The sequence below is a fragment of the Leptospirales bacterium genome (assembly GCA_019694655.1).
GTDB lineage: Bacteria > Spirochaetota > Leptospiria > Leptospirales > Leptonemataceae > SSF53.
The window spans coordinates 88192-108572 of the sequence record JAIBBN010000007.1 but is presented as its reverse complement, the minus strand read 5'-3'; the positions used below and the strand labels follow the sequence as shown (position 1 = coordinate 108572).

The following is a 20381-nucleotide window of genomic DNA, read 5'->3' as shown; positions in this document are numbered from 1 at the left end:
CAACCAGGCCGGGCCAAAACTTTGTGCTGCGCTATGCCAACGCCTTCAGCTCTTATGCTAGCGGCCGGCAATCGGCATCAATATCCCGATCTACGGCCAGCGCTCGGGCAGGCAGATTGCTGCTGCGGTTCTGCTGGATCAGGCCCAGGCTGAGCTGCAAGAGCTGAGCGAGTATGGCGTCCATTGTTTCGGTAGGGACGCCGTAAAACAAGAAATTGATCGGCGTGAGTCCGCCCAGCAAGTACAGCGAGCGACGACGGCCATCGTCAAAACGGATCTCGATTCGCTTCCCGGTGATATGGGCGGTCTGCGGATCGCGGACCAGCTCTTGCTGCAAGGAAACCGGAACCCCGCCAATCTGCGGAGCGGCGGACGTTTGCAGGCGCCGCAACCATTCGATCAAGTGCGTGAACTCTGCGGTCTTGGTTGATCCGCTGGCAAAAAAGATCGACCGGCGCCGATGATCGGCAACCAGCTTCTCCAACCAGGGCTCTGTAAGAATCGACTCGCCGATGACTCCAAGGATCAGATCCGACTCCAGCAAAGACCGTTCGCTGAGTTCCGACAGGTCCCGCACCCTTCGAGCTTCTGACCCGACGTCTGCATCGTGCGTTTCTACAAGATCAACGCCCGAAACGCGACCCGCACCCAGCCTGGCAAACAGATCCTCCATCAGATTTCGGCCAATGGCGCCACAGCTCCCCAGAACCAGAGCGCGACGTTCGCTCAATACCAGACCCAGTCCATGCAGTATGCTCTCTACGGCATGTAAAATAGAAACTGAGACCTCTTGCGACTCGCGGTTGCGCTTCAAATCGGAGACAGCAATGGTGGCCGCCGGCCACTGCAATCGACCACGTTGCAGGCACACAGCCTCGAGTCGATTCAGTCCATTGCGCGTATGCTCGATCGAACCACAAAGCACAGGCGAAAGCCACTCCACAAGCGAGCTCTGTAGCTCGCTGTCCGCGCTGCCAATCCCAAGCTCCGCCGGCGACAGCGCAAAATGCTGCAGCGCCGCCTCGACGCTGACGCCCTGCAAAGCCAAATCATTCAGCATTGGCATCAAGTAGCCGCCATCCTCTATAACTAACAATCGCTGTCTGGCCTTGCGCGCCGCCGCAGCTTCTCGCAAGAAGAGCTGGCCGGCGCAGAGACTCATCGCCGAGAAAAAATCCAACTTATTGATCTCCAGCTCCGCCTCCAGCGCTGCGAGATCGTCAATTGGCGAATACTGCCGAGAAATCAAATAGTAGCCATCGACGCTTGTCGACGATTCGATCTTCTGCAGGCTGCTGAAGCGAAACCGATCTTCAGGAAGGGTGAGCAAGGCTTCCAGATAGTCCGAGGGCGTAGAGCCGGCATACTTTACAAAGAGCGTATGCAGTCGCTCCGCGCCCAGAGCGTCCAGAGTCTTGATTACCCCCAGTATTTCGCTGGTGATATGATGAATCAGAAAAATACGCCAGCCGCTCAGCTCGCCGCGACGACGCTCGCCAAGCGCCGCCAGAGCGGGCATTCGTTTCTGGTAATACTCGATATTGGCTGCGTCGCGCGCTTCAAAGAGACTGATATTCAGGCACCTTCCGCGCCGCGAAAGATCCAGAAAAGCCCGCAAACGACGGCTGCGAATTTCGATAGCATCGCCTGCAAGCAGACGCTCGACGATTGTTCGATCTTCAAGGACGATGAAAACCCGCTTCAGAAAGTCGATGCTAACGCTATAGTCGGCTCGTACCAGAAGTTCGTTGGCTTCCGCCGGCCAATGTACGGTTAAGCTATCGCAATCCGGCAATCCAGCGCGAGTCAGCTGCGAAAAAAAATGCACGTTGCGGCGCGCCGTATCTGAAAACTCGGTTCGACTTGCTTCGCATTCACGCAAGATGCCAAGGTGGACCGATTGAGCCATCCTCGAAAGGCCCTGGATGTAGGTGCGCATATGCAAATCATCAATGACTACTGGCTGCAAGCGTTGCAGATCAATGCGACCGCTGCCGACGCGCTCGACGCTGATGCGCATGAAGCGCGCGGAGCGATCCAGTTCGACCAGAAAGAAATAGTCAATCTCCTGCTGTTCGAATACAGAGTGGAAAGGGAACAGCAACGGGCGCGAATTCGCTTCCGGCGGCGCAAACAATTGCGACGCCCAGCGCGGACGTTGTAGCGTTCCCAGGACTGTTCGAAGCTGCGTATGAAATTCTTCTGGCGCCGCCGCCGCGCCGCGCAGCGAACCGTCCAATGCATAGACAGTTATGCTGCCCACGCCCAGTGCAACCAGGTCTGGCGAAATATCTGATACAAGGCGACGCTGCACATAGGCGTCGACAACGCCAGCGCGCGATTGCTCGAGCAGCTCATCGGCCAGAGTGCGGGCGATCACCGACAGGCCGGTGAAGAGCCGCATGTCGCTTAAGTCAACAAACCAGCGCCCATCGGGGCGGGCTACAAGCGAGACTCCAAGCGACGTGAGTCCTCCGCCGGCGGAGTCCTGGTCGACGCTGCGCTGATCTTCAGACATTGGCAGGGAGGCGCTCGCTTATAAAGTACGAAAGTGCGCCTCATCGATGATTTCGAACAATTGCAGGAGTCCCGAAACTCGAAAGGAGCGAGCCACCGCCTCGGACATGCCATATACCAGCAGTTGCTCAAAAATCTTTCCCGATTCCATTTTGACTTTTATCAGGTCGCCAATTCCGCTGGAATCTACGTATTCCATAGCACTGACATCAACGCACAAGGTGCTGCCGCCGCTAGCCTTGATGTCCTCGAGCATAGCCTGGAAGTCAGCCTTGTCGTGCAAGGTGTGTCGACCCTTGATCGACAAAATGACGGCGTTGCCATTCTTTCGGACCTCGAGCTTTGCCATGGCGCTGCCAGTATGGGTTGGGCTACGGTCAACCTGTCAACAGATTCTGGCTCGCCTTCAAGAACGCCTTTCCAGGAGCAGTAAACTCCAGCCATCGAGATGCCTGGCATCCAGGGAGCGCCAGTTCGATTGGAACGCTTGCAAAACCTGCTCCGCCTTTTCCGACAGAATTCCCGAAAGCATCATCCGCGAAAAGCTGCCGCGTTCAATCGCATCAATATTCTGAAGAATGCCGGCGGCGGTAATATTGGCGAACAGCCAATCAGCGCTGAAGTTTTCGAAGGCCGACGATGTAAAATCGCCGCACACGATTTGCAATTGTTCGCTTTGCAGCGGCGGACAATTGGCCTCCAGATTCTGCCGTATGGACAGTGCGGCGTTGCCATCGATGTCGAAGGCCAAACCGGCTTCCGCGCCCAACAGCAATGCTACCAGCGAAAGGATCCCGGAACCGGCGCCTGCATCAATGAAACGAATGCCCGGACCGGTTAGCTCCTCAATGCAGGCGGCGCAGAGTTGCGTCGTTGGATGCTTTCCGGTTCCAAAGGCCAACCCAGGATCCAGATAGAGCGGGATCGATCCAGAGCAGCGAGCCTGCTGTTCCGCCTGACCCCCGCGCTCCCACGAAGGAGTGATAAAAATGCGCCGCGTCAAATGGAACGGTTGATAGTGCTCCTTGTAAGCCTCAAGATAATCCTGCCGTTGGACTCTTTGTGATTCAATAGCGTACCGATCAATGCCGAGCGCGACCAGCAGCAGCTCGACTTGAATCTCAGGCAACTCGAAGCTCACAGGAAAGAAGAGCGAAAGCTGCGTCTGGTCATCAGCCGGCCGATCCTCCTGATAGAGCGTTTCGTAGTAGCCGGATAACTCCGGCAGCGCCCCGCCTTGATCGAGCGCCTGCACCAAAAGCAGCGAGTTCTCCGCCGGCAATCGAACGATGACTTCAGAAAAAATTTCGTCGCTCATCCGGCGTGAGTGAAGGCGCTCTGAAATTCCTCTTCGCTGAGCTCAAGCACTCCGCCAAAAAGGTCGCCGTGCTCCAGGCGGTCGGCAAGACCAACGCTGTAGCAGTAGGATTGCATGATACAATCCTTAATGGCCTTCCCATTCAACCTCTTGCGCTTGTCCCGATCAATCTCAAATCGTATGGCATCTTCTCGATTGGACACAATTTGATTTGCGCCACGCATATCGTGGATTAAGGCCCGCAAAACCTCGGCCACCCTTGAGCTGAATTCCTTGATCTGCAGGCGGGTTTCGCGGCTGGTAACGCCGCGACGACTTTCCAGTATCCCCACCTTTTTGGCGTGCTCCACATAGCTTTGAGGAGAGGTAGCTTCTTCCAGAATCTTAAGATGCTCTCGCGCCTCGTGGGCGTACTTCCGGAAGTGATCCTCAACTCGCCTGGATTCCTCGTATACATCGCGCATCTTTTGACGATAGTCAATCTTTACGCCGCCCTGGTAGCTGGCGTTTACCTTGATTTGCGGCGTAGTCAGGATAAAAGAGTACTCCTCTTCAAATTCCTTGAATAAGAGATAGGCGACGAAGGCCTTGTCGCGCTCCGGTAAATCTTTGAGTTCGCTCTTGGGATCATGCTTGGATCGCAAAGTTGGCAGCGACTGAATACGCATCAGACGATAGCCGTAGGTCAGTTCCTTGCTGGGATCAATTTCCTTTGGCTGCTTCTTGGCTTGTGGCGCAAGGTCGTCGCCGACGCCGTCTTCGCCGACAGCGGTCGCGCCCGTTCCGTCGCCGGCAACGGTCGCGCTGCTCTCCTCTGTCGATTCCGCCTCAGTCTCATTCTGGTCCTGGTCATTCTCGTCGACGTTTGAATCAGCCTGATCCGATTGCGCGGCTTCAGCGGCTTGTTCGGCCTCGCTCTGGATGCGCCCCAGACGATTGGAAAGCGCGTCCCCCGCCTTTCGCCCGCCGGGACGCAGCGCCGGATCGAATCCGATCATATCCTCAAACAATCGGGTCCCGGGTTCGGCGCGTTTCATCTCCATCCGCTGCGCCGCAAGCGCCAGATCGGGATATATGTCATTCATCAACTTTCGCCATTCGGCGCGAATGCGTTTCTTCTTAGAATCGTAGAGCGCTGCTTGCTTCCTTTCCACTTTCTGCTGTATGTCGATTGCCGCTTCCGCCGCAGAAATATAGGTCTCCTGAAATGGCTTCAAATAGTACAGTTTGCGCAGAAGAGAAAAGACTGGCGCGCGGATGCTGTCCAGCGCCACCGGCGAAGGGTTGGACGGTGAGTAGCTGCCAACGATCTCAGTCAGTTCAGCGCGATCGTAAAGATCGGAAGAACGCTGAATCAATTCCGCCAGAATCGGATTTTTCAGGTCCAGCTCTTTGACGATCTTGATGGCAACGTCCCGATTGTTGAGGAACAGGTCATTTCCAAGGATCTGGCATTCCATGATGGCGCGCTTGGCGTCGAGGTTGAGTTTGCTCAGAAAATCCGGTCGAGCCACGTCCCTTCCGAAGGGCGTGATGCCAGCCATCATACAGCGAAACTTAAGGCCGAAACGAGCCAGGAAGCTGCTGGCAGCGCGCTCCTCGCTTTCCAACATTTTGCGAATCTGGGCCTGACGCTCAGCATCTTCGCGCTGCTTTTCTCTGGCCAATTGGGAAGGAAGCTTGAAGTCGCCGCCGCCCCCCCCGCTCCGGCCGCTTCGATTACCGCCGGCGCCTTCCTCTTGCTCCCCGCGCACGGCCCGCTCGCCCAGCACCTGACCGCCAGCCGACGCCAGCTTATCCATCATCTGCTTGCGATCGGCCCGATCAAGATTCTTGGCGCCAATCGCCTTGCGCGTGCGGTCGAACTCCATTTCGTCCATGGCAGTCTCGGAAACGCTATTCAAGACTGGCAGAATGGCCAGAGCTTCAAGCACATTTAATTGCATCCGGCGGCGCAAGGGATTGTCTGGTTGCGTGTAAATGAAGAGCTTCCGAGTCGCGGCGATCCAGATGAATTCGGTTCCTGACTTGCAGAGCAATCTGCAACAGGCGGAGCGTTTGCTCAGGGAGGCGGCCGACGGCGGCGCCCGGCTTGCTGTGCTGCCGGAGGCCTTTCCGTTCCTGGGACCGGAAGACCAGCTTCAGACCATCGCCCCGGCCATTGAGCAGGATTCGCAGCGCCTGATGCAGAGACTGGCCGAGGAGCTGGATATCTACATCGCCGGCGGCATTTACGCGCATTCCGGGGATGGCCGTCTGCACAATCGCCTGTCGCTCTACGGTCCTGCGGGGGCGATGGCCCACTACGACAAACTGCACCTATTTGATGTTGAGCTTCCCGACGGCGTAGGCGCCTACCGGGAGTCCAGGAACATTGCCGCTGGCCGCCGGACGACGCTCCATCAGCTGCCAGGCCTGGCCCAGTGTGGCTTCAGCATCTGTTATGATCTACGCTTTCCGGAACTCTACCGCGCCCTTTCCGCCGCCGGCGCGGAGGTCCTGCTCATTCCTTCGGCTTTCACAGCCTATACCGGGGCCGCACACTGGGAACTTCTGATTCGGGCGCGGGCCATCGAGAACCTCTGCTTTGTCGTGGCCCCTGCCCAATGCGGACTGCACTACGGCGAGCGGCGAAGCTTCGGCCATTCGCTGATTGTCGACCCCTGGGGCGTAATTCTTGCGGAGGGCGGAACACAGCAGCAGGCGCTCCTGGCTGACCTGGAGGACCGCAGCTTGAGCGAGGCGCGCCAGCGCTTGCCGGCGCTGCAGCACCGCCGCACGATACCAATGCCATAGAATACCCTTGACGATTTGTGCAGCGCACATTTAGATAGTGCAATGCACCTCGGGTGCTGGAGAAGAACTATGGCCGAAACCCTTGGGACTCTGGAAGCAGGCGCGCGGGAGATTTTACATGCCGGGCTGGGCGCGGTTCGCTCTCTCGATGCACAGCTGGACATCATAAAGGCACAGATCGAAGCCGGCTACGCCGATCTGGTTCAACGCGGCGCATCCGATCGGAGCGAGCCTGCGATCAAATTGCACAGTCTTTTAGACCAGAGCGTAGCTCAGGTTCGTGAACTTCAGGGCCGCATTGACGCTTTGATCAAGCGCAATTGAGTAGAGCAACTCAAGGCCGGACCGGCGGCAGACTTAGGCGCCGGAGTAGCTTCTCGACAACGCGCAAGTCGTCGCCCTTCTGCCCGGCATAGTTAACTACGACGCCGACTGCGGCCGCCGCGCGTCCCCGATTTTGGTCGAAAGGGACGCGCTCCCGATGCGCCGTTCTCGCCTGCGGCCTTGCCATTTTCAATTTCCTGCATTCGATCGCGTAAAAGAGCTGCCTTCTCAAATTCCAGATCTCGCGCGGCGCGGAGCATCGCCTCGCGCAGAGCCGAGAGTATCTCGCCGCGCGATGAATCCGGCTTCAGATTCAGCTCTTGTTCTAGCTGACCGATCAGTTTCTCCTGCTCTCCTTCCGGGTCCATTTCTCGCTCAATGATATCGTGGATTGCCTTCTGAATCGTTTCGGGAACTATGCCATGCCTTTCGTTGTGCTCGTTTTGCTTCTGCCGCCGCCGGCTCGTTTCCTCCATCGCCTTACGCATGGAATCCGTAATCTTGTCCGCATAGAGAATGGCTCGGCCATATTTGTTGCGCGCGGCTCGCCCGATAGTCTGAATTAAGGAACGCGCATTGCGCAAGAAGCCTTCCTTATCAGCGTCCAGTACGGCGACCAGGGCAACCTCGGGCATATCCAGCCCTTCGCGCAGCAAATTGACGCCGACCAGCGCATCGTAAATGCCGCGGCGTAGATCCCGAATAATTTCAACTCGTTCTATGGTCTGGATCTCGCTGTGCAGGTAGGCGACCTTGATGTTCATTTCGCTCAAGAAATCACAAAGATCTTCCGCCATTTTTTTGGTCAGCGTTGTAATCAGAGTTCGTTCGCCGCGCTCTGCGCAACGTCGGACTTCCCCCAGTAAGTCCTCAATTTGATTGGCAACAGGTCGGACTTCAACTTCTGGATCGAGCAATCCAGTAGGACGAATGATTTGCTCCACCACAGCTTGCGCCTGTTGCAATTCATAGTCGGCCGGCGTCGCGCTCACATAGAGAGCGCGCCGGGCCAACTTCTCGAATTCAGCAAAGTTCAACGGACGGTTGTCCAGCGCCGATGGAAGTCGAAAGCCAAAATCAACCAGCGTTTGTTTCCGCGCTCGGTCGCCTTCGAACATTCCGCGCACCTGAGGCAGCGTCACGTGACTTTCGTCTACAATCACGACGAAATCTTCGGGGAAATAGTTCAGCAAACAGTCCGGCGCTTCGCCGGCTGCCCGGCCGGTCAAATGACGGGAGTAATTCTCGATGCCATTGCAATAGCCAAGCTCACGCAGCATTTCCATATCGTAGCGCGTCCGCTGTTCGATTCGCTCGGCTTCCAGCAGCTTCCCTTCGCTCTTGAAGCGGGCGATCTGTTGCTGCATTTCGGCGTCGATGGCTTCGACCGCCTCCTTCAAACGCGGAGGCGAGGTAATGAAGTGCTTGGCGGGATAGATGACAGCGCGATCCAGCTGATCCAGCACGCGTCCGGTCAGCGGCTCGAAGAGCGATATTCGTTCGATTTCATCGCCAAACCATTCCACGCGCACGCCGCTTTCCCGGTAGGCGGGAAAAATCTCAAGGGTATCGCCCCGCACCCGGAAATTGCCGCGTGAAAAATCCAGGTCATTGCGATTGTACTGGATGTGCAGGAGTTGATGAATCACTGTGCTGCGATCCAGTTCTATGCCTCGATCGAGGATAACCAGGCTGTGTTTGTATTCTTCCGGCGAACCAAGTCCGTAGATGCAGGAAACTGATGCGACGATAACTACATCGCGTCGCTCCAGCAGGGATGAGGTCGCCCGCAATCGGAGCCGATCAATCTCATCATTGATAGAAGCATCTTTTTCTATGTATGTATCGCTGGTCGGGACATAGGCTTCGGGCTGGTAGTAATCGTAGTAGGAAACGAAATACTCTACCGCGTTGTCTGGAAAGAACTCGCGAAATTCGCGGTAGAGCTGGGCAGCCAGAGTCTTGTTGTGAGTAAGTACCAACGCTGGACGGTTGATTCGTTCCAGGAAAGCCGCCATGGTGTAGGTCTTTCCAGAACCGGTTACGCCCAACAAACAGAGTTGTTCCTTGCCAGATTCGAAGCGCTCGGCCAGCGCCTCGATTGCTTGCGGCTGATCGCCGGCGGGCTTGTAGTCTGAAATTAGCTTATAGGTACGGCCGACAGCCATTCGATTCTCCGATACATACCAGGACGCGCCATGCGTCGACTTCGACAATCCGCCGCTGATGCTCAGCGATGGCAATTTCAGGCAGCTGGACGCAACTTGCGGCTGGCGCTGAAAATGACCTGGCGGCGTTCGTCGGAAATGTCAAGGTCCACGTTGTCGAAGAGCTTCACCATGACCATCATACCGCGCATCAGTGTTGTGGCCGGACTGTACTTGCCAGATTCAATATCTTTCTCGGGAATTACTTCGTCCATCCAATTGACAATGCGAATGAAGAATTCGCCGCCGCGCAGCTCATAGAAGACATTGATTGCAGTATGATCGCTGTACTTGACTGCATTTTCAATCGCCTCTGTGGTAGCGATGGTCAGATCGATTACATCCTCTTCAGCAATTCGGTGAAAGCGCAGGAAACGTTCCAGCCGCGAGCGAACCATTTGGATCGGCGAGTCCTGTAGATTGCCGGACACCTGGTATTCTATGGCAATGTCAAATTCCGGCTGGCCGGCGATGAGATACTCGCCAGGATATTCAGGGTGAGAGAGAAAATGGCCCTCCGCTACAAGTCGGTCCAGAGTCCGGGAAACGTCGGCGCCGGGCGCAGGCTGCCGCAAAAGATAGCGCAGCCAGCATTCGAAATCCTGGCTGTTCCCCTGGCATCCTGCTCGACCCAGTTCAAGTAACCCGCCAACCAGAGCTGCATCCTCGCCAATCATTCGATCGAGCCGGACGGCGCTGTAGCCGCCGGCGTGCCTCCGTTTTTGGCGCGCTTCCGACCAAAGGCAAGCAAAACATTGCTCAACAGGATCAAGGCGGCGCCGAGGCCTGCGGCCATTCCAATCGATTCATTGAGGAAGAAGAGGCCGCAAAACACAGCAATGGGTATGCGCGCCATTGACAGGACGCTTCCAATCGAAGCATCAAGCGAGCGATAGGAAACGGTAAGCAGCCATTGTCCGGCTACGCCGGCCAGGGCCGCCGGCAGAATCCACAGCCAGAGCGCCGCATCGAGCAAGGCCGACAACTGCATCAGGGCCAGGGGGGCGGTCAGCAGGGCGCCAACTGTGAACATCCAGAAGAGAATAATCTCAGCGCTGGACTCCCGCGCAGCGCCGCGCAGGCTGGCAATAGCAAAGCCGGCAAGTGCGCCAGAAGCCAGCCCCCAGAGATCGGCCTCGCTGAAACCCAGGGAACCCGGTCGCCAGGCATGGACAAGGGCGCCAAGCATGGCGACGCCAATCAGCAAGAGGGTTCCGCCGCCTGGTCGTTCACCCAGCATCGGCCCAGCCAAAACTGCTACGAAAGCGGGGTAAGTCATGTTCAGGACGTTGGCCCGCGCTGGTCCGCCCATTTCTACGGAATAGTAGAAGCAGCCAACTGCCGCCGCATTGAAAATGCTGCGCGACCAGGTGAAGGCGCGGGGCCAGGATCGCGAAGTGGAACGAAGAAAGAAGGGCGCAAAAAGCAAGGCGCCAAGCAGATATCGAACGAAAGCAAAAGCGAAGGCTTGATGTGCATGCCTGGCTGCTGCATCGTGCAGCAAAAGCGTGGCCAGATAGAAAAGCGCTGCGCTGCAGAGATTCATTGCAGCGCCAACAGCGGGCTTATCAATTGAAAGGAATTGACGCAGATCTGGCATCGCCGGGACTGAACTTGATGGGCATCGTTCGCGTTAGCATCTATCAGAAAAGATTGCCTGACGCTCTCAATGTGACAGTGCTCAAGAAACTGGCCGCGCTGAAATCCGATTTTCTCTTGTTCCCTGAGTATTTCTTCGCTGATCAGAGCGTCCGGGATCTTCGTGCGGCGCTGGATCGTAGCCAGGTTGCTCTGGATTGGCTACTTAAGCTCAGCGAGGCTTACCGCGGCGTAATACTCGGCGGACTAATGTCCTTTCAGGAAAATGGATCCCGCTATTGCGCAACGCCAATCATTCAGGGCAGCCAGGTGATTGATTGGTATCGCAAGCGCCGCTTGAGCCAGACCGAAACGCCGCTGGCGACGCCGGGCGACGAACCAGGCGTATACATTCTGGGCGGCTTTCGCTTTTCCGTACTGGCCGGCGCAGAGGCTAACTCCGAATCTTACTGGAAGGAGCTGAATGAGCAAGGCATGAAGCTGGCCTTTGTCCTCACTTCAGGCCCAGAATTTGACGCCGACGATGCGATCAATCGACTGCTCGAATTGTCGCGGCAGCACGGGATATCGATTGCGATCTGCAGCGGCGCAGGTCAGAGCGCCGGTCTACAGGCCGGCGGTCGCTCTATGGTGCTCACCCCCGCCGGAATCACCTGGCGGACATCGCAGCAAGAGCGTGACATGGAAATACTGAAGACGGCATTGATCAATGTCAGCGCTTGAGATTGGCTGCATCTGGTTGAAACAAGGCCAGGCTCAATTCCTGGAATAGCCGGCCCAGGATGTAGGCTGATTCGCCGCTCTGCTCTCGGTTCCAACGCTCCAGAAATCGGAAGACCGCCGCAGACGCCGCAAGGCGGCCTGCAGTTTGTTGCAGTTCATATAGCATCAAAGTGGCTGCCAGACCAACGCACTCAGCGCCGCTGAATTGTTGTTCCGCTTCGCTAACGCCAGATCGCTCCCAATGCTGGATTCTCCGTTCCAAATCCAGCAATGCCAGGGGATGCTGGAAAGCGCGCTGCAGCAAACCGCGCAGCTCACTATAGAAGGCGGTAACAAGCAGCGGGGCCATGGCAAGACTGCCGCCCAGGAGATCAAATTGCTCGTCGCTCAATCCGGGAGCCAGTTGGCGAAGCACTTCCTGCGAAAGGCGGCGAAAGGGAACCAGAACGGCTCGGCTGACGACCGTCGGTTTCAAGGCCTCCAGATCACGCGCCACAAAAAGAAAACGGGTGTGAGCCGGTGGCTCCTCCAGGGTCTTGAGCAGCGCAGTTTCGGCTTCGTTTTGAATCAGGTCGGCGCGCGGAAAAAGTACAAAGCGGAGTCTCCCGTCAAATGGGGAATAGCGAAGACGCTTCTCCTGCAGCCAGCGAACTGTGAATTCCTCGGAATTGCCCGGTTCTCCGATCGGCGTCGGCGCTTCCGGGAAAACAATGACGTCGGCGTGGCTGCGCGCACGAATCTTGGCGCAGGGCGCACACTGACCGCAACCCTGACCGGTTTCGCAGAGGCTTTGCTGGACAAAGGCCTCGGCAGCGGAAAACTTTCCCACACCATCTGGTCCGTAAAGCAATAGGAGCGGCGGCGGCAGCCTTTCGACATAGCTGCCAAGCAGGGCGCTGGCCAGCGGCTGGCCCTTGAGTTCGCGTAAATTGTGCATCGCTCTACTATTGACGGTTATTCTAGTGCGCTGCAAACCGACCTTGTTAGAAGGCAAGTCGCCCCGTGCAAGTGCAATCGGGAAAAAGGATTGACCCTGACCCTTTGAGTCTTCGATCTTTGCGCGCTATGCGAAAGCTACTACCTGTTGTTTCAATGGTACTGCTTTCGTTGTCGGCCTGCAGCGCTGGCGACGAAGATCCGGGGGAACGGGAAGCCTCCCAGCAGGACATCATCTATTCTTTCCTGTTCGGCGCCGGGGTGCAATTCCTCAGCGGCAACGTCTTCAACGGCCAGGCGCAGATGCAGACCTGCGTTGGCGATACGGCCGACGCCCTGACCTACTGCGCTGTTACATATCCGGGATTGCAGGCAATCATCAATGCCAATGTCGACCCCAATGTGAACGTAAACGTCTACGTTGTCGGCAACCAGATACAGGGTGTGTTCAATACAGTTGCCCCCTTGCGCAACGCTACGATCACTTCGATTTCTTTTCCAGTGCGCGGCTCGGTCACGCCTGGCGTTGAAGACCAGCAGCCGATCCTGACGCTAACGCAAAGTGCTACGGTGACCCTTTCCGATCCCTCGCAAACAGCCGCGCTGTCTCGCTTTCGAGCGGAGATGCAGCCAAATCAATTGGTAGGCTCCTATGATCTCGACGTGGCCGGCAGCGGAACCGGAACCTCGCGCGTAACCATCAATTTTGCCGCGGGGAAATCGCTATGATGCAACGGCTTCGCTCTTTCGCAATTTTCGTCGCGCTACTGGTATTGGTTGCCGGCGGCGGATCCTTGTTGGCCCAGCCAAACGAACCGCCGCCCGCCAAGCGTTGGACCTTTACTCCTCTGCCACTGCCTTCCTACAACGACGACATCGGCTTCATCTACGGTCTGCGCGGCACTTTTGTCTTTTACGATGTGAATGCCCAGGGCGAACCCTACAAGCCTTACCAGATGGAAATCTGGGCGCAGTACCTGGCCTCGACCAAGGGTTACGAAGACCACGCCTTCAGTGTTGATATGGTGGACTTTTTCGACCTTGGCTTTCGCGTAAAATTGCGCGGAGGCTACTCGCGCACTCTGAATGCGCAGTACTATGGCGTCGGCAATTACCAGGACATCCAGCGCATTGGCAGGATTCGGCGCGGCGAGACGCCGGTAGGCGACAATGTGCCGCGCCAACGGACGATCATTCAAGGCGCCGATCTGACGGAAGAGTACGGCTTACACCACAAGCTCGGCGATGAAATCAACCTCAATGAAAATGTTCTTTTCGGCGGGCCGGCTGCGGTTTTGAATCAGACCGCACTCAACCCCGGGCGTCGCATTCTTCGTGAACGCCAGGACAAGTACTATAACTACGACCGCGTGCGCCCTTATCTGGAGCTGAGCGCGGAGGACTGGTTCGGCAGTTCGAACTTTAAGTGGTTTGTAGGATTTCGGGGTCAGCGTTTTCGGATCAATTCCTACTACGGCGGACGAGAAGACGGGCAGGCCGAGTACAATTCGCCGACCCTCATCGATGTAGAGCAACCCTACGGCTACGATGCTGTTCGTGACAACAAGCCGCGTTTCGTCAACGGAGCTCGCGTTGCTCTGGCCTATGACTCTCGGCCCAGGGAGCGAGAGCCCAATCCAAATGAAGGCATCTTTACGGACCTTCACTACGAGGGCGTCGGACATGGAACCGGAAGCGACTACAGCTTCCAGCGGGTTACATATACCTGGCGGCAATACATTGAGGTGCTGCCGAGCATCATCAACAGCTGGGGTCACGAAGCAGTCTTTGCCTACCGGCTGATTGGCCAGCAAACCTTTGGCGATGTCCCATTCTGGGAGGCTGGCCGCATCTATAATATGAATCCGAACGAAGGGGCCGAAGGACTTGGCGGCTCAAGCGGGATTCGCGGCTACCCATCCAATCAATTTGTGGATAAGACGATGGCGCTTGGAAACTTCGAAGGCCGTTACAATTTCGCGCGCACCCAATTCCTTGGCGGCATGGACATACAGCTTATGTACTTTTACGACATCGGCCGAGTAGCTCCGAGCTGGCGCGAATGGGATCTGCATGGTCTGCACAAGGCCTGGGGTCCGGGCATCGGACTGGTCTGGAAGAAAACTACGATCGTAACAATCTTCCAGGGTCGTTCTCAATATGAGAGCTTTACGGCCTTAAAACTATCGCACATGTTCTGAGCGAGCGCGGACAGGCAATGAAAGCGCATTTGCCGGCGTTGCCTGTCCGTGAACAGTCCGTCGAATCCTGGCTTCCAATAAGCATGAGTGGCGTCCGGACGATCTGGATGGCGGCCTGCCTTGCGGGCTTGCTGCATTGCAGTCTCGGCGAAGCTCAGCATCGGGAGGCTTCTATCGCCCGCAATGAGCGCGGCGTTGAATCAGAGGCGCAAAATCCTGGCCCCATCAGCAACGAGGCAATTGCCATCGTTTCGCACGCGCCTGCCATTTATGTTTACCGCTATGCCGAAACCGTCAATGAGCTACGCCCCTACAGCGACTATCAAAGCATCCGTAAGCTCAGCGACGGCGGGCTGATTCGCGATATCAAGCTCTTGATGGCGCAAAACCGGGACTATCAGCCGCAATTTACGGCGCGCTGCCTTCCGGTCTGGGATTATGGTCTTGAATTTCGAATTTCAGAAGACCGACGACGCATGTTCCTCTTTTCTTTTCGCTGTAACACGATGATGTCCTACGAAGACCGGGCCTACCGCGACTTTTCGCCGCAGGCGGTGCAACTCTACGCGCTAATCCACTACGAAATCAGCGATCGAACCAGCCTTCCGATTCCGTGAACAGTAAGGTCGATGACCTTCAGCGCCACTGCCGTCGGCGCCGATACTCTAAGCGCCATGGCGCTTTACACCATCGATCTTCAAGCGCCGCGGAAGGGGCCGGCGCGCAGTGCGCTCCCCTCCATGTGGCCCACTGCTGGAATTGACATAATATCCTGCCAGCGGCTGTACAGCGACCCGCAAGCCGACTACTTTCGCATCGAGGCCCTTGCCAACGAGGATGCGCGCCAGCAGATTGAACAGGATATTCGGCGCGATTTGCCGGACGCGATCTATCGCCTGCGCATGGAACCAGAGCAATTTGGGTCGCCGCTGATTGAAGTCCGAGCGGCCCGGAAAATTGATTTTCGCAGAGCATTTGTAACTACCGGCGAGGAGGCGCTGCAACGGGCTGCGTCATCGCTCTATGCCACTGAAGATTCTACGAAAGCGTTAACCGGACGCAGGATTCTGTTGTGTTCAGAGGGCGGTGCGCTGCGCGCTCCGCACCTTGCCTCCTTGCACCTTGAGCGCGATGCTTTCCTGCTGGCGCGTTGGACGGACCTGCAGCCGGCGCCACTGCGCATCGCACCGCGCAATGAGGAAGAGTTTATCAAGACTTGCGTCGCCCTTGCGACGAATGGTTGCGCCATTCGATTGTCGTGTATCAATCCGGAGTATGCGCTGGATCTGGCGGAGCGATTGGGCGAGCAATTGCCCATCCCAGTCATTCATGCCGAACAGAGCGAGATGGCGCTCGCACTTGCAGCAGCCATGTCCAATGCGGCCCGACTGCGCGGCCGTCAGATCGAAGGCGCTGCGGTGGCTATTATTGGATTGGGGCCTGCCGGGCATGGACTGAAGGATTTTTGTCTTCGCCTTGGCGCTGCTCGCGTCTACGGCATCGATGCCGATAGCAGACAACTGACGCGCTTTGAGCGCGGCGCAGGGATAGCCTCATCCCTCGATCACGTTTACAACGCGGCAGATGTCGTTGTCGTAACGCCTGATTTTCAGGGAAGACTCGAAGAGGAACGATTTCGTCCGGAACAGGTACTGCTGAGCTTCAGCTCCAGCGTCGATCCGCGGCGAATGAGCACCGAAGTGCACAACCAGGCCTGGATTGGCGCACAGCTGCATCCCGTCTTTGCGCTCCCTGGCATCGCCCAGGGAATTCTACGCGGCCGCGTCCAACGCTTTGCGTTCGAACATGCCTGGGCGATTTTTCAAACTCTATTGCTCAAGGACGGCGATGCCGGTCTGCTGCCGGCGCCGTCCAGTGAACTGATTCAACGTCAGGCCGAAGCGCTGGCCAGCGTCGCTTGATCAGCGCATTCCTGCGGCTTCGGTCTGATAGCGTTCAGAATCCCTGCGCGCTCAGGAAGTCGTCCATTCTCTGCTTCGGGTCGCGCCGACCCTCCAGCACCAGTTGCAATTCGGCGCGGTTTGTAAAAAAGCCGTCAGCGCCAAAGAAAGCAAGCAACCTCATTTGCCATGCCTTGTCGATGGTGTAGGGATGAACGATCAGTCCGGCGCTGTGCGCTGGACCCGTGCGCCACGGCCAGGCCTCATAGCCAACTGGCCCAATGCCAGAGCCAAGCGCGCCAGCTTCCTGTAGCAGCGGCGCCCAACCCTGAGCCTTAACCATATCCTGATCGATCAAATAAACCCGCGGAACCTCGGGCGCCAGCGCCGCCAGCTTACGCAGAGAATCAGCCTCAAAGGACTGAAGGATCAACCGGGCGCGCGGGCCGCTTTCGGAGGCTGCCGCCGCGGCGCCAATCCAGCCGCGCGCGCGCAACATTGCGATCAGTTGTTCCTCAATTCCGGGAAAGCGCGAAGCTGCCTTGGTCTCAAGGTAGATTCCCGGCGAGTGCGAACCGCTGCGCGCCAGATCCAGCAGGCGTTCCAGACGCAACACTTTCAAGCCAACGTATTTTTCCCGGGCCCGTTCCGGATAGCTGGCGTTGAACCAGCTTCCCGCATCCAGTCGCTCCAGTTCAGCCCAGGTGAATTGATCGACGGTTTGGGCAACCCTTCCCGGGTAGATGGCGCTTACATTGGTAGTACGCTCGAGCGTATCATCATGGAGCAAAATCAGTACGCCATCGCGAGTGCGCTGCACGTCGCCTTCAAGGTAGTCGGCGCCAAGCTCGCGAGCGGCTACGTAGGCCGGTTCCGTTTCCTCAGGAGCGTGATAGGACAGTCCACGGTGCGCCACTACAGCGCGGTATGGTATTCCCAACGCCTCAGAATGATCCTGGCCGGCGCGCGGAGGACTGATCCATGCCGAAACCACCGGGGCCAGCGCCAGAAGAATAGCAATGACCAGCAAAACCACACGTGCGACTCTCATCTGTTCCCCCAATAGTGCGGTAATCCGCAGCACGGCCGGACGCCGCCGCTAACTTTCGGCGCCCGCCTCCAGATTGTCAATCAAGCGAACGCCTTCACAGTAGACCGCTGTAGCAATCAGAAAGGGTCCATGCTCTGGCGCCAGGACCAGTTCGCTCAGGTCGCCACAATCGGCAAGCGACACATATTCCACCTTGTTTTGCACTCCGCTTTCAATTACGTCGCGAACTATTTCGGTCAGATCTGCGGCATCGCGTATGCCTTCACGCCAGCTCTTTTCGCCGATCTTCAACGCTCGGTAGATCAACCGCGCATGTTCCAGTCCGCGTTCGCTCAGGCGTGCGTTGCGCGAACTCAACGCAAGGCCAGCGGCATCACGCACTGTCTCGCAACCGATGACCTCTACCGACATTTCCAGATCGCGTACCATCCGTTCGACAATGCGAAACTGCTGGTAGTCCTTCTTGCCAAAGAAGGCAAAATCCGGATTCAGCAGATGCAGTAAGCGCGCTACGACTAACATAACTCCTGGAAAATGGCCGGGACGGTAGCGACCTTCCATCGTCTGGTCGAGCGGCGACATTGAGAGTTGAAGGACAGGCGCAGGATCAGGATACATTTCCTCGACTGTGGGCGCGAAAACCAGGTCGGCGCCAGTCTCGCGGGCCAGTTGCAGATCGCGCTGCAGATCGTGCGGGTAGCGAGCGAAGTCCTCTGGATTGTTAAACTGCAACGGGTTGACGAAAATGGAAAGCGCGACCTGCTCAGCGTATTGGCGAGCCTGGCGAATGAGTTGCAGATGACCTTCGTGGAGATAGCCCATCGTTGGAACAAGCGCGCTGCGCTCGATGTTTCCGGATCGTTGACGGAGGTACTCCTTCAATTCCTGGCGAGTCCGCAGCAGCTCCATGGAACAGCCACAAGCCGGCCCGGAGCGGAGCTGTCAATTCAGCGGCAGGCGGCGAAGATCGGCATAGCTGCCTGAAGGCAGCTCGCGTAGCAAAGGCAGCGCATCCAGTATGCGCTGTGCAACAAGTTCTGGAGGCGGCATGGCCGGAGTTCCGCGGGCATCGGCCAGTCGCTGCATCCCGCTGAAGCGCTTCAGATCGACCTCGTTGGCAACATACGTCTGCATCGCCGTATCGATCAGTCCGGGCGCCAGCGAAAGGAAATGAATGTCGGGTCGCTCCTCTGCAAAAAGTGCGATGAGCATATTCAGTGCCGCCTTGGAAACGCCGTAGCCGGACCAGCCGCGAGTTGCATTGACCGAAGCGCCAGAAGATATAGCAATACACTGCCCGATGCCGACGCCCAGATGAAAAAGCTCTGCCAGCAGGGCTTGATTGGCGACGACATTGACTTGCAGGGTGCGTAGCAGCTCAAGCGGCGCTTCCTCCGCAAGATCTCCCAGCACGCCAAGATGGCCAGCGTTCAGCAAGGCCACGTCAAGATGCCGGCAAACGCCAAGCAAGGCTGGCAGGGAGGAATGAAGTTGGTCAATGCGCGCGAGGTCACAGGCTACAAATCGAAAGTTAGCCTGCTGCGCCAGGGACGGCGGAGGCAGACGACGAGACAGGCCATAGACCAGCCAGCCGCGGTCCAATAATGCGCCTGCCAGACTGGCCCCGAGTCCCGAGGAGACTCCCGTTACAAGCGCATGTCTTGCGTTCACGAAGCTTCTCCATGCAGGCTTTCCTCCAGAATGACGGCGCAACCCAGACAAACATCGCTATCATAGAAAACGGCAAACTGGCCCGGCGCAATTCCCTGATCGCGTTCCTCCAGCTGAACCAATAAGCTTCCATCGTGCAGTGAATCGATACGCCCGTAGTGTGAGCCTTCGCCGTGACGCAGTTTGATGCGCAGCCGCTGTCCATCCGGGGGCGCGGCATTGATCCAGTGCGGTGCGGCGGCCCGAAATCTATCGCGCGGCTTGTCCGCTTCGTAGTAACGCCGCGAAACGAGCACCCGATTTCTCTCAATGTCTTTACTTGCAACGTACCATGGCCCCCCCGAAAGACGCAACCCCTGCCGCTGGCCGATCGTGTAGAACCAATGACCGCGATGTTCGCCGAGGCTTCTTCCGCTTTCCAGTTCGATCAACTCGCCCGCCCGCTCGCCCAGCTGTCGCCGAATGAATTCGCGAAAGTCAATCTTCCCGAGAAAGCAAAGTCCCTGGCTGTCCTTGCGATCTTGCGCAGGGAGTTTGTATTTTCTGGCTAACTCTCGAACCTCGCCCTTGCGAAACCTGCCGATTGGAAAGAGCGCTCGCGATAGCTGGGCCTGGCTGAGGTGTGCCAAAAAGTAAGTCTGGTCCTTGACAGGATCCGGCGCAGTAATCAAGAGGCGACGTTCGCCGGAACTGCGCAGGCCTGCATAGTGGCCGGTCGCAACGCTATCGTAGCGATCGGAGATGAAATCAAAAAATGCGCCAAACTTGATACGGCTGTTGCAAAGAATATCCGGATTGGGCGTTCGCCCATTGCGAATCTCGGAGAGGGCATATTCGATGATTCGCTCCCGATATTCTCGCTGCAGTGGCGCGATTTCCAGGTCTGCGCCGCACTGTTCGCAAAGTCGCTCTACGAATTCCAGATCCTCTTCCCAGGGACACTGACCAAGATCGTCCAGCTCATCCTCAAGCCAGATCTTCAAGTAGTAGGCTGTGACCGAACGTCCCTCTTCACGCAGCAATTGCAGGGCCAGAGAACTATCGACGCCGCCGGAGGCCAGCACTGCAACGGACATGATTTCCAAGATAAGGGGCCAGCGTGCGCCGTCGACAGCGTTTCCGCAGTCATGGCCGGCC

At 57.3% G+C, this 20381-nt stretch carries 19 protein-coding genes; 7 read left to right on the top strand and 12 right to left on the bottom strand.

Annotated features, from left to right (window positions below):
• Window positions 1-52: 52 nt before the first annotated feature.
• The 4 genes from K1X75_11780 to K1X75_11765 are packed head-to-tail and all read right to left on the bottom strand — an operon-like array spanning window position 53 to window position 5769.
• On the bottom strand, window positions 53-2518 hold the full coding sequence (locus tag K1X75_11780) for a hypothetical protein (GenBank protein MBX7058736.1): 2466 nt from the start codon (window positions 2516-2518) through the stop codon (window positions 53-55).
• 18 nt (window positions 2519-2536) lie between these two features.
• Window positions 2537-2866, bottom strand: coding sequence for an STAS domain-containing protein (locus K1X75_11775; GenBank protein ID MBX7058735.1), 330 nt, complete (start codon window positions 2864-2866; stop codon window positions 2537-2539).
• Between the two features lie 57 nt (window positions 2867-2923).
• Complete coding sequence (locus K1X75_11770) at window positions 2924-3835, bottom strand: 50S ribosomal protein L11 methyltransferase (GenBank protein MBX7058734.1); 912 nt, start codon at window positions 3833-3835, stop codon at window positions 2924-2926.
• The gene (locus K1X75_11765; protein MBX7058733.1) at window positions 3832-5769 is read right to left on the bottom strand and encodes a hypothetical protein; all 1938 of its coding nucleotides are present in this window, start codon (window positions 5767-5769) and stop codon (window positions 3832-3834) included. The genes K1X75_11770 and K1X75_11765 overlap by 4 nt, the downstream gene beginning before the upstream one ends.
• Window positions 5770-5845: 76 nt before the next feature.
• Here K1X75_11765 and K1X75_11760 point away from each other — a divergent pair, with 76 nt between their 5' ends.
• A complete protein-coding gene (locus K1X75_11760) occupies window positions 5846-6631 on the top strand; it encodes a carbon-nitrogen hydrolase family protein (protein MBX7058732.1) in 786 nt (261 codons plus the stop codon).
• Between the two features lie 69 nt (window positions 6632-6700).
• On the top strand, window positions 6701-6955 hold the full coding sequence (locus K1X75_11755; protein ID MBX7058731.1) for a hypothetical protein: 255 nt from the start codon (window positions 6701-6703) through the stop codon (window positions 6953-6955).
• 92 nt (window positions 6956-7047) lie between these two features.
• Here K1X75_11755 and uvrB read toward each other — a convergent pair whose 3' ends face one another.
• The 3 genes from uvrB to K1X75_11740 form a co-directional block, all read right to left on the bottom strand.
• Window positions 7048-9123 carry an excinuclease ABC subunit UvrB gene (gene uvrB / locus K1X75_11750; GenBank protein MBX7058730.1) on the bottom strand — a complete coding sequence of 692 codons (2076 nt, stop codon included), beginning with the start codon at window positions 9121-9123 and terminating at the stop codon, window positions 7048-7050.
• A 77-nt stretch (window positions 9124-9200) separates the two neighbouring features.
• Window positions 9201-9839: an ATP-binding protein gene (locus K1X75_11745; protein MBX7058729.1), complete on the bottom strand. Its 639-nt coding sequence runs from the start codon at window positions 9837-9839 to the stop codon at window positions 9201-9203.
• The gene (locus K1X75_11740; GenBank protein ID MBX7058728.1) at window positions 9836-10708 is read right to left on the bottom strand and encodes a DMT family transporter; all 873 of its coding nucleotides are present in this window, start codon (window positions 10706-10708) and stop codon (window positions 9836-9838) included. Before K1X75_11740 ends, K1X75_11745 begins: the two co-directional genes overlap by 4 nt.
• On the opposite strand from K1X75_11740, the gene K1X75_11735 reads away from it, so the two are divergent.
• Entirely contained in the window at window positions 10708-11484 is a 777-nt protein-coding gene (locus K1X75_11735) for a carbon-nitrogen hydrolase family protein (protein ID MBX7058727.1), read from the top strand. The two genes, K1X75_11740 and K1X75_11735, sit on opposite strands and share 1 nt — an antisense overlap.
• Here K1X75_11735 and K1X75_11730 read toward each other — a convergent pair.
• The gene (locus tag K1X75_11730; GenBank protein ID MBX7058726.1) at window positions 11474-12421 is read right to left on the bottom strand and encodes a hypothetical protein; all 948 of its coding nucleotides are present in this window, start codon (window positions 12419-12421) and stop codon (window positions 11474-11476) included. The two genes, K1X75_11735 and K1X75_11730, sit on opposite strands and share 11 nt — an antisense overlap.
• Before the next feature lie 128 nt (window positions 12422-12549).
• Here K1X75_11730 and K1X75_11725 point away from each other — a divergent pair, with 128 nt between their 5' ends.
• From K1X75_11725 to K1X75_11710, 4 genes are all read left to right on the top strand, one after another.
• Complete coding sequence (locus K1X75_11725; protein MBX7058725.1) at window positions 12550-13149, top strand: hypothetical protein; 600 nt, start codon at window positions 12550-12552, stop codon at window positions 13147-13149.
• Entirely contained in the window at window positions 13146-14621 is a 1476-nt protein-coding gene (locus K1X75_11720) for an outer membrane protein assembly factor (GenBank protein ID MBX7058724.1), read from the top strand. The genes K1X75_11725 and K1X75_11720 overlap by 4 nt, the downstream gene beginning before the upstream one ends.
• A gap of 83 nt (window positions 14622-14704) precedes the next feature.
• A complete protein-coding gene (locus K1X75_11715) occupies window positions 14705-15238 on the top strand; it encodes a hypothetical protein (GenBank protein MBX7058723.1) in 534 nt (177 codons plus the stop codon).
• A 12-nt stretch (window positions 15239-15250) separates the two neighbouring features.
• Window positions 15251-16543: a hypothetical protein gene (locus K1X75_11710; protein MBX7058722.1), complete on the top strand. Its 1293-nt coding sequence runs from the start codon at window positions 15251-15253 to the stop codon at window positions 16541-16543.
• A gap of 34 nt (window positions 16544-16577) precedes the next feature.
• Here the strand turns inward: K1X75_11710 and K1X75_11705 are convergent, their stop codons facing one another.
• From K1X75_11705 to mnmA, 4 genes are read right to left on the bottom strand one after another with little or no spacing between them, the layout of a single operon-like run.
• Window positions 16578-17573 carry a hypothetical protein gene (locus K1X75_11705; protein MBX7058721.1) on the bottom strand — a complete coding sequence of 332 codons (996 nt, stop codon included), beginning with the start codon at window positions 17571-17573 and terminating at the stop codon, window positions 16578-16580.
• A gap of 48 nt (window positions 17574-17621) precedes the next feature.
• Entirely contained in the window at window positions 17622-18482 is an 861-nt protein-coding gene (gene panC / locus K1X75_11700; GenBank protein ID MBX7058720.1) for a pantoate--beta-alanine ligase, read from the bottom strand.
• A gap of 33 nt (window positions 18483-18515) precedes the next feature.
• On the bottom strand, window positions 18516-19244 hold the full coding sequence (locus K1X75_11695; GenBank protein ID MBX7058719.1) for an SDR family NAD(P)-dependent oxidoreductase: 729 nt from the start codon (window positions 19242-19244) through the stop codon (window positions 18516-18518).
• Complete coding sequence (mnmA, locus tag K1X75_11690) at window positions 19241-20320, bottom strand: tRNA 2-thiouridine(34) synthase MnmA (GenBank protein MBX7058718.1); 1080 nt, start codon at window positions 20318-20320, stop codon at window positions 19241-19243. The genes K1X75_11695 and mnmA overlap by 4 nt, the downstream gene beginning before the upstream one ends.
• Between the last annotated feature and the right edge of the window lie 61 nt (window positions 20321-20381).

Bases quoted from the DNA above. Each gene is read 5' to 3' on its own strand.
- K1X75_11780 (MBX7058736.1), bottom strand. From the start codon at position 2,518: ATGTCTGAAGATCAGCGCAGCGTCGACCAGGACTCCGCCGGCGGAGGA.
- K1X75_11775 (MBX7058735.1), bottom strand. From the start codon at position 2,866: ATGGCAAAGCTCGAGGTCCGAAAGAATGGCAACGCCGTCATTTTGTCG.
- K1X75_11770 (MBX7058734.1), bottom strand. From the start codon at position 3,835: ATGAGCGACGAAATTTTTTCTGAAGTCATCGTTCGATTGCCGGCGGAG.
- K1X75_11760 (MBX7058732.1), top strand. From the start codon at position 5,846: ATGAATTCGGTTCCTGACTTGCAGAGCAATCTGCAACAGGCGGAGCGT.
- K1X75_11755 (MBX7058731.1), top strand. From the start codon at position 6,701: ATGGCCGAAACCCTTGGGACTCTGGAAGCAGGCGCGCGGGAGATTTTA.
- uvrB (MBX7058730.1), bottom strand. From the start codon at position 9,123: ATGGCTGTCGGCCGTACCTATAAGCTAATTTCAGACTACAAGCCCGCC.
- K1X75_11745 (MBX7058729.1), bottom strand. From the start codon at position 9,839: ATGATTGGCGAGGATGCAGCTCTGGTTGGCGGGTTACTTGAACTGGGT.
- K1X75_11740 (MBX7058728.1), bottom strand. From the start codon at position 10,708: ATGAATCTCTGCAGCGCAGCGCTTTTCTATCTGGCCACGCTTTTGCTG.
- K1X75_11730 (MBX7058726.1), bottom strand. From the start codon at position 12,421: ATGCACAATTTACGCGAACTCAAGGGCCAGCCGCTGGCCAGCGCCCTG.
- K1X75_11725 (MBX7058725.1), top strand. From the start codon at position 12,550: ATGCGAAAGCTACTACCTGTTGTTTCAATGGTACTGCTTTCGTTGTCG.
- K1X75_11720 (MBX7058724.1), top strand. From the start codon at position 13,146: ATGATGCAACGGCTTCGCTCTTTCGCAATTTTCGTCGCGCTACTGGTA.
- K1X75_11715 (MBX7058723.1), top strand. From the start codon at position 14,705: ATGAGTGGCGTCCGGACGATCTGGATGGCGGCCTGCCTTGCGGGCTTG.
- K1X75_11710 (MBX7058722.1), top strand. From the start codon at position 15,251: ATGACCTTCAGCGCCACTGCCGTCGGCGCCGATACTCTAAGCGCCATG.
- K1X75_11705 (MBX7058721.1), bottom strand. From the start codon at position 17,573: ATGAGAGTCGCACGTGTGGTTTTGCTGGTCATTGCTATTCTTCTGGCG.
- panC (MBX7058720.1), bottom strand. From the start codon at position 18,482: ATGGAGCTGCTGCGGACTCGCCAGGAATTGAAGGAGTACCTCCGTCAA.
- mnmA (MBX7058718.1), bottom strand. From the start codon at position 20,320: ATGTCCGTTGCAGTGCTGGCCTCCGGCGGCGTCGATAGTTCTCTGGCC.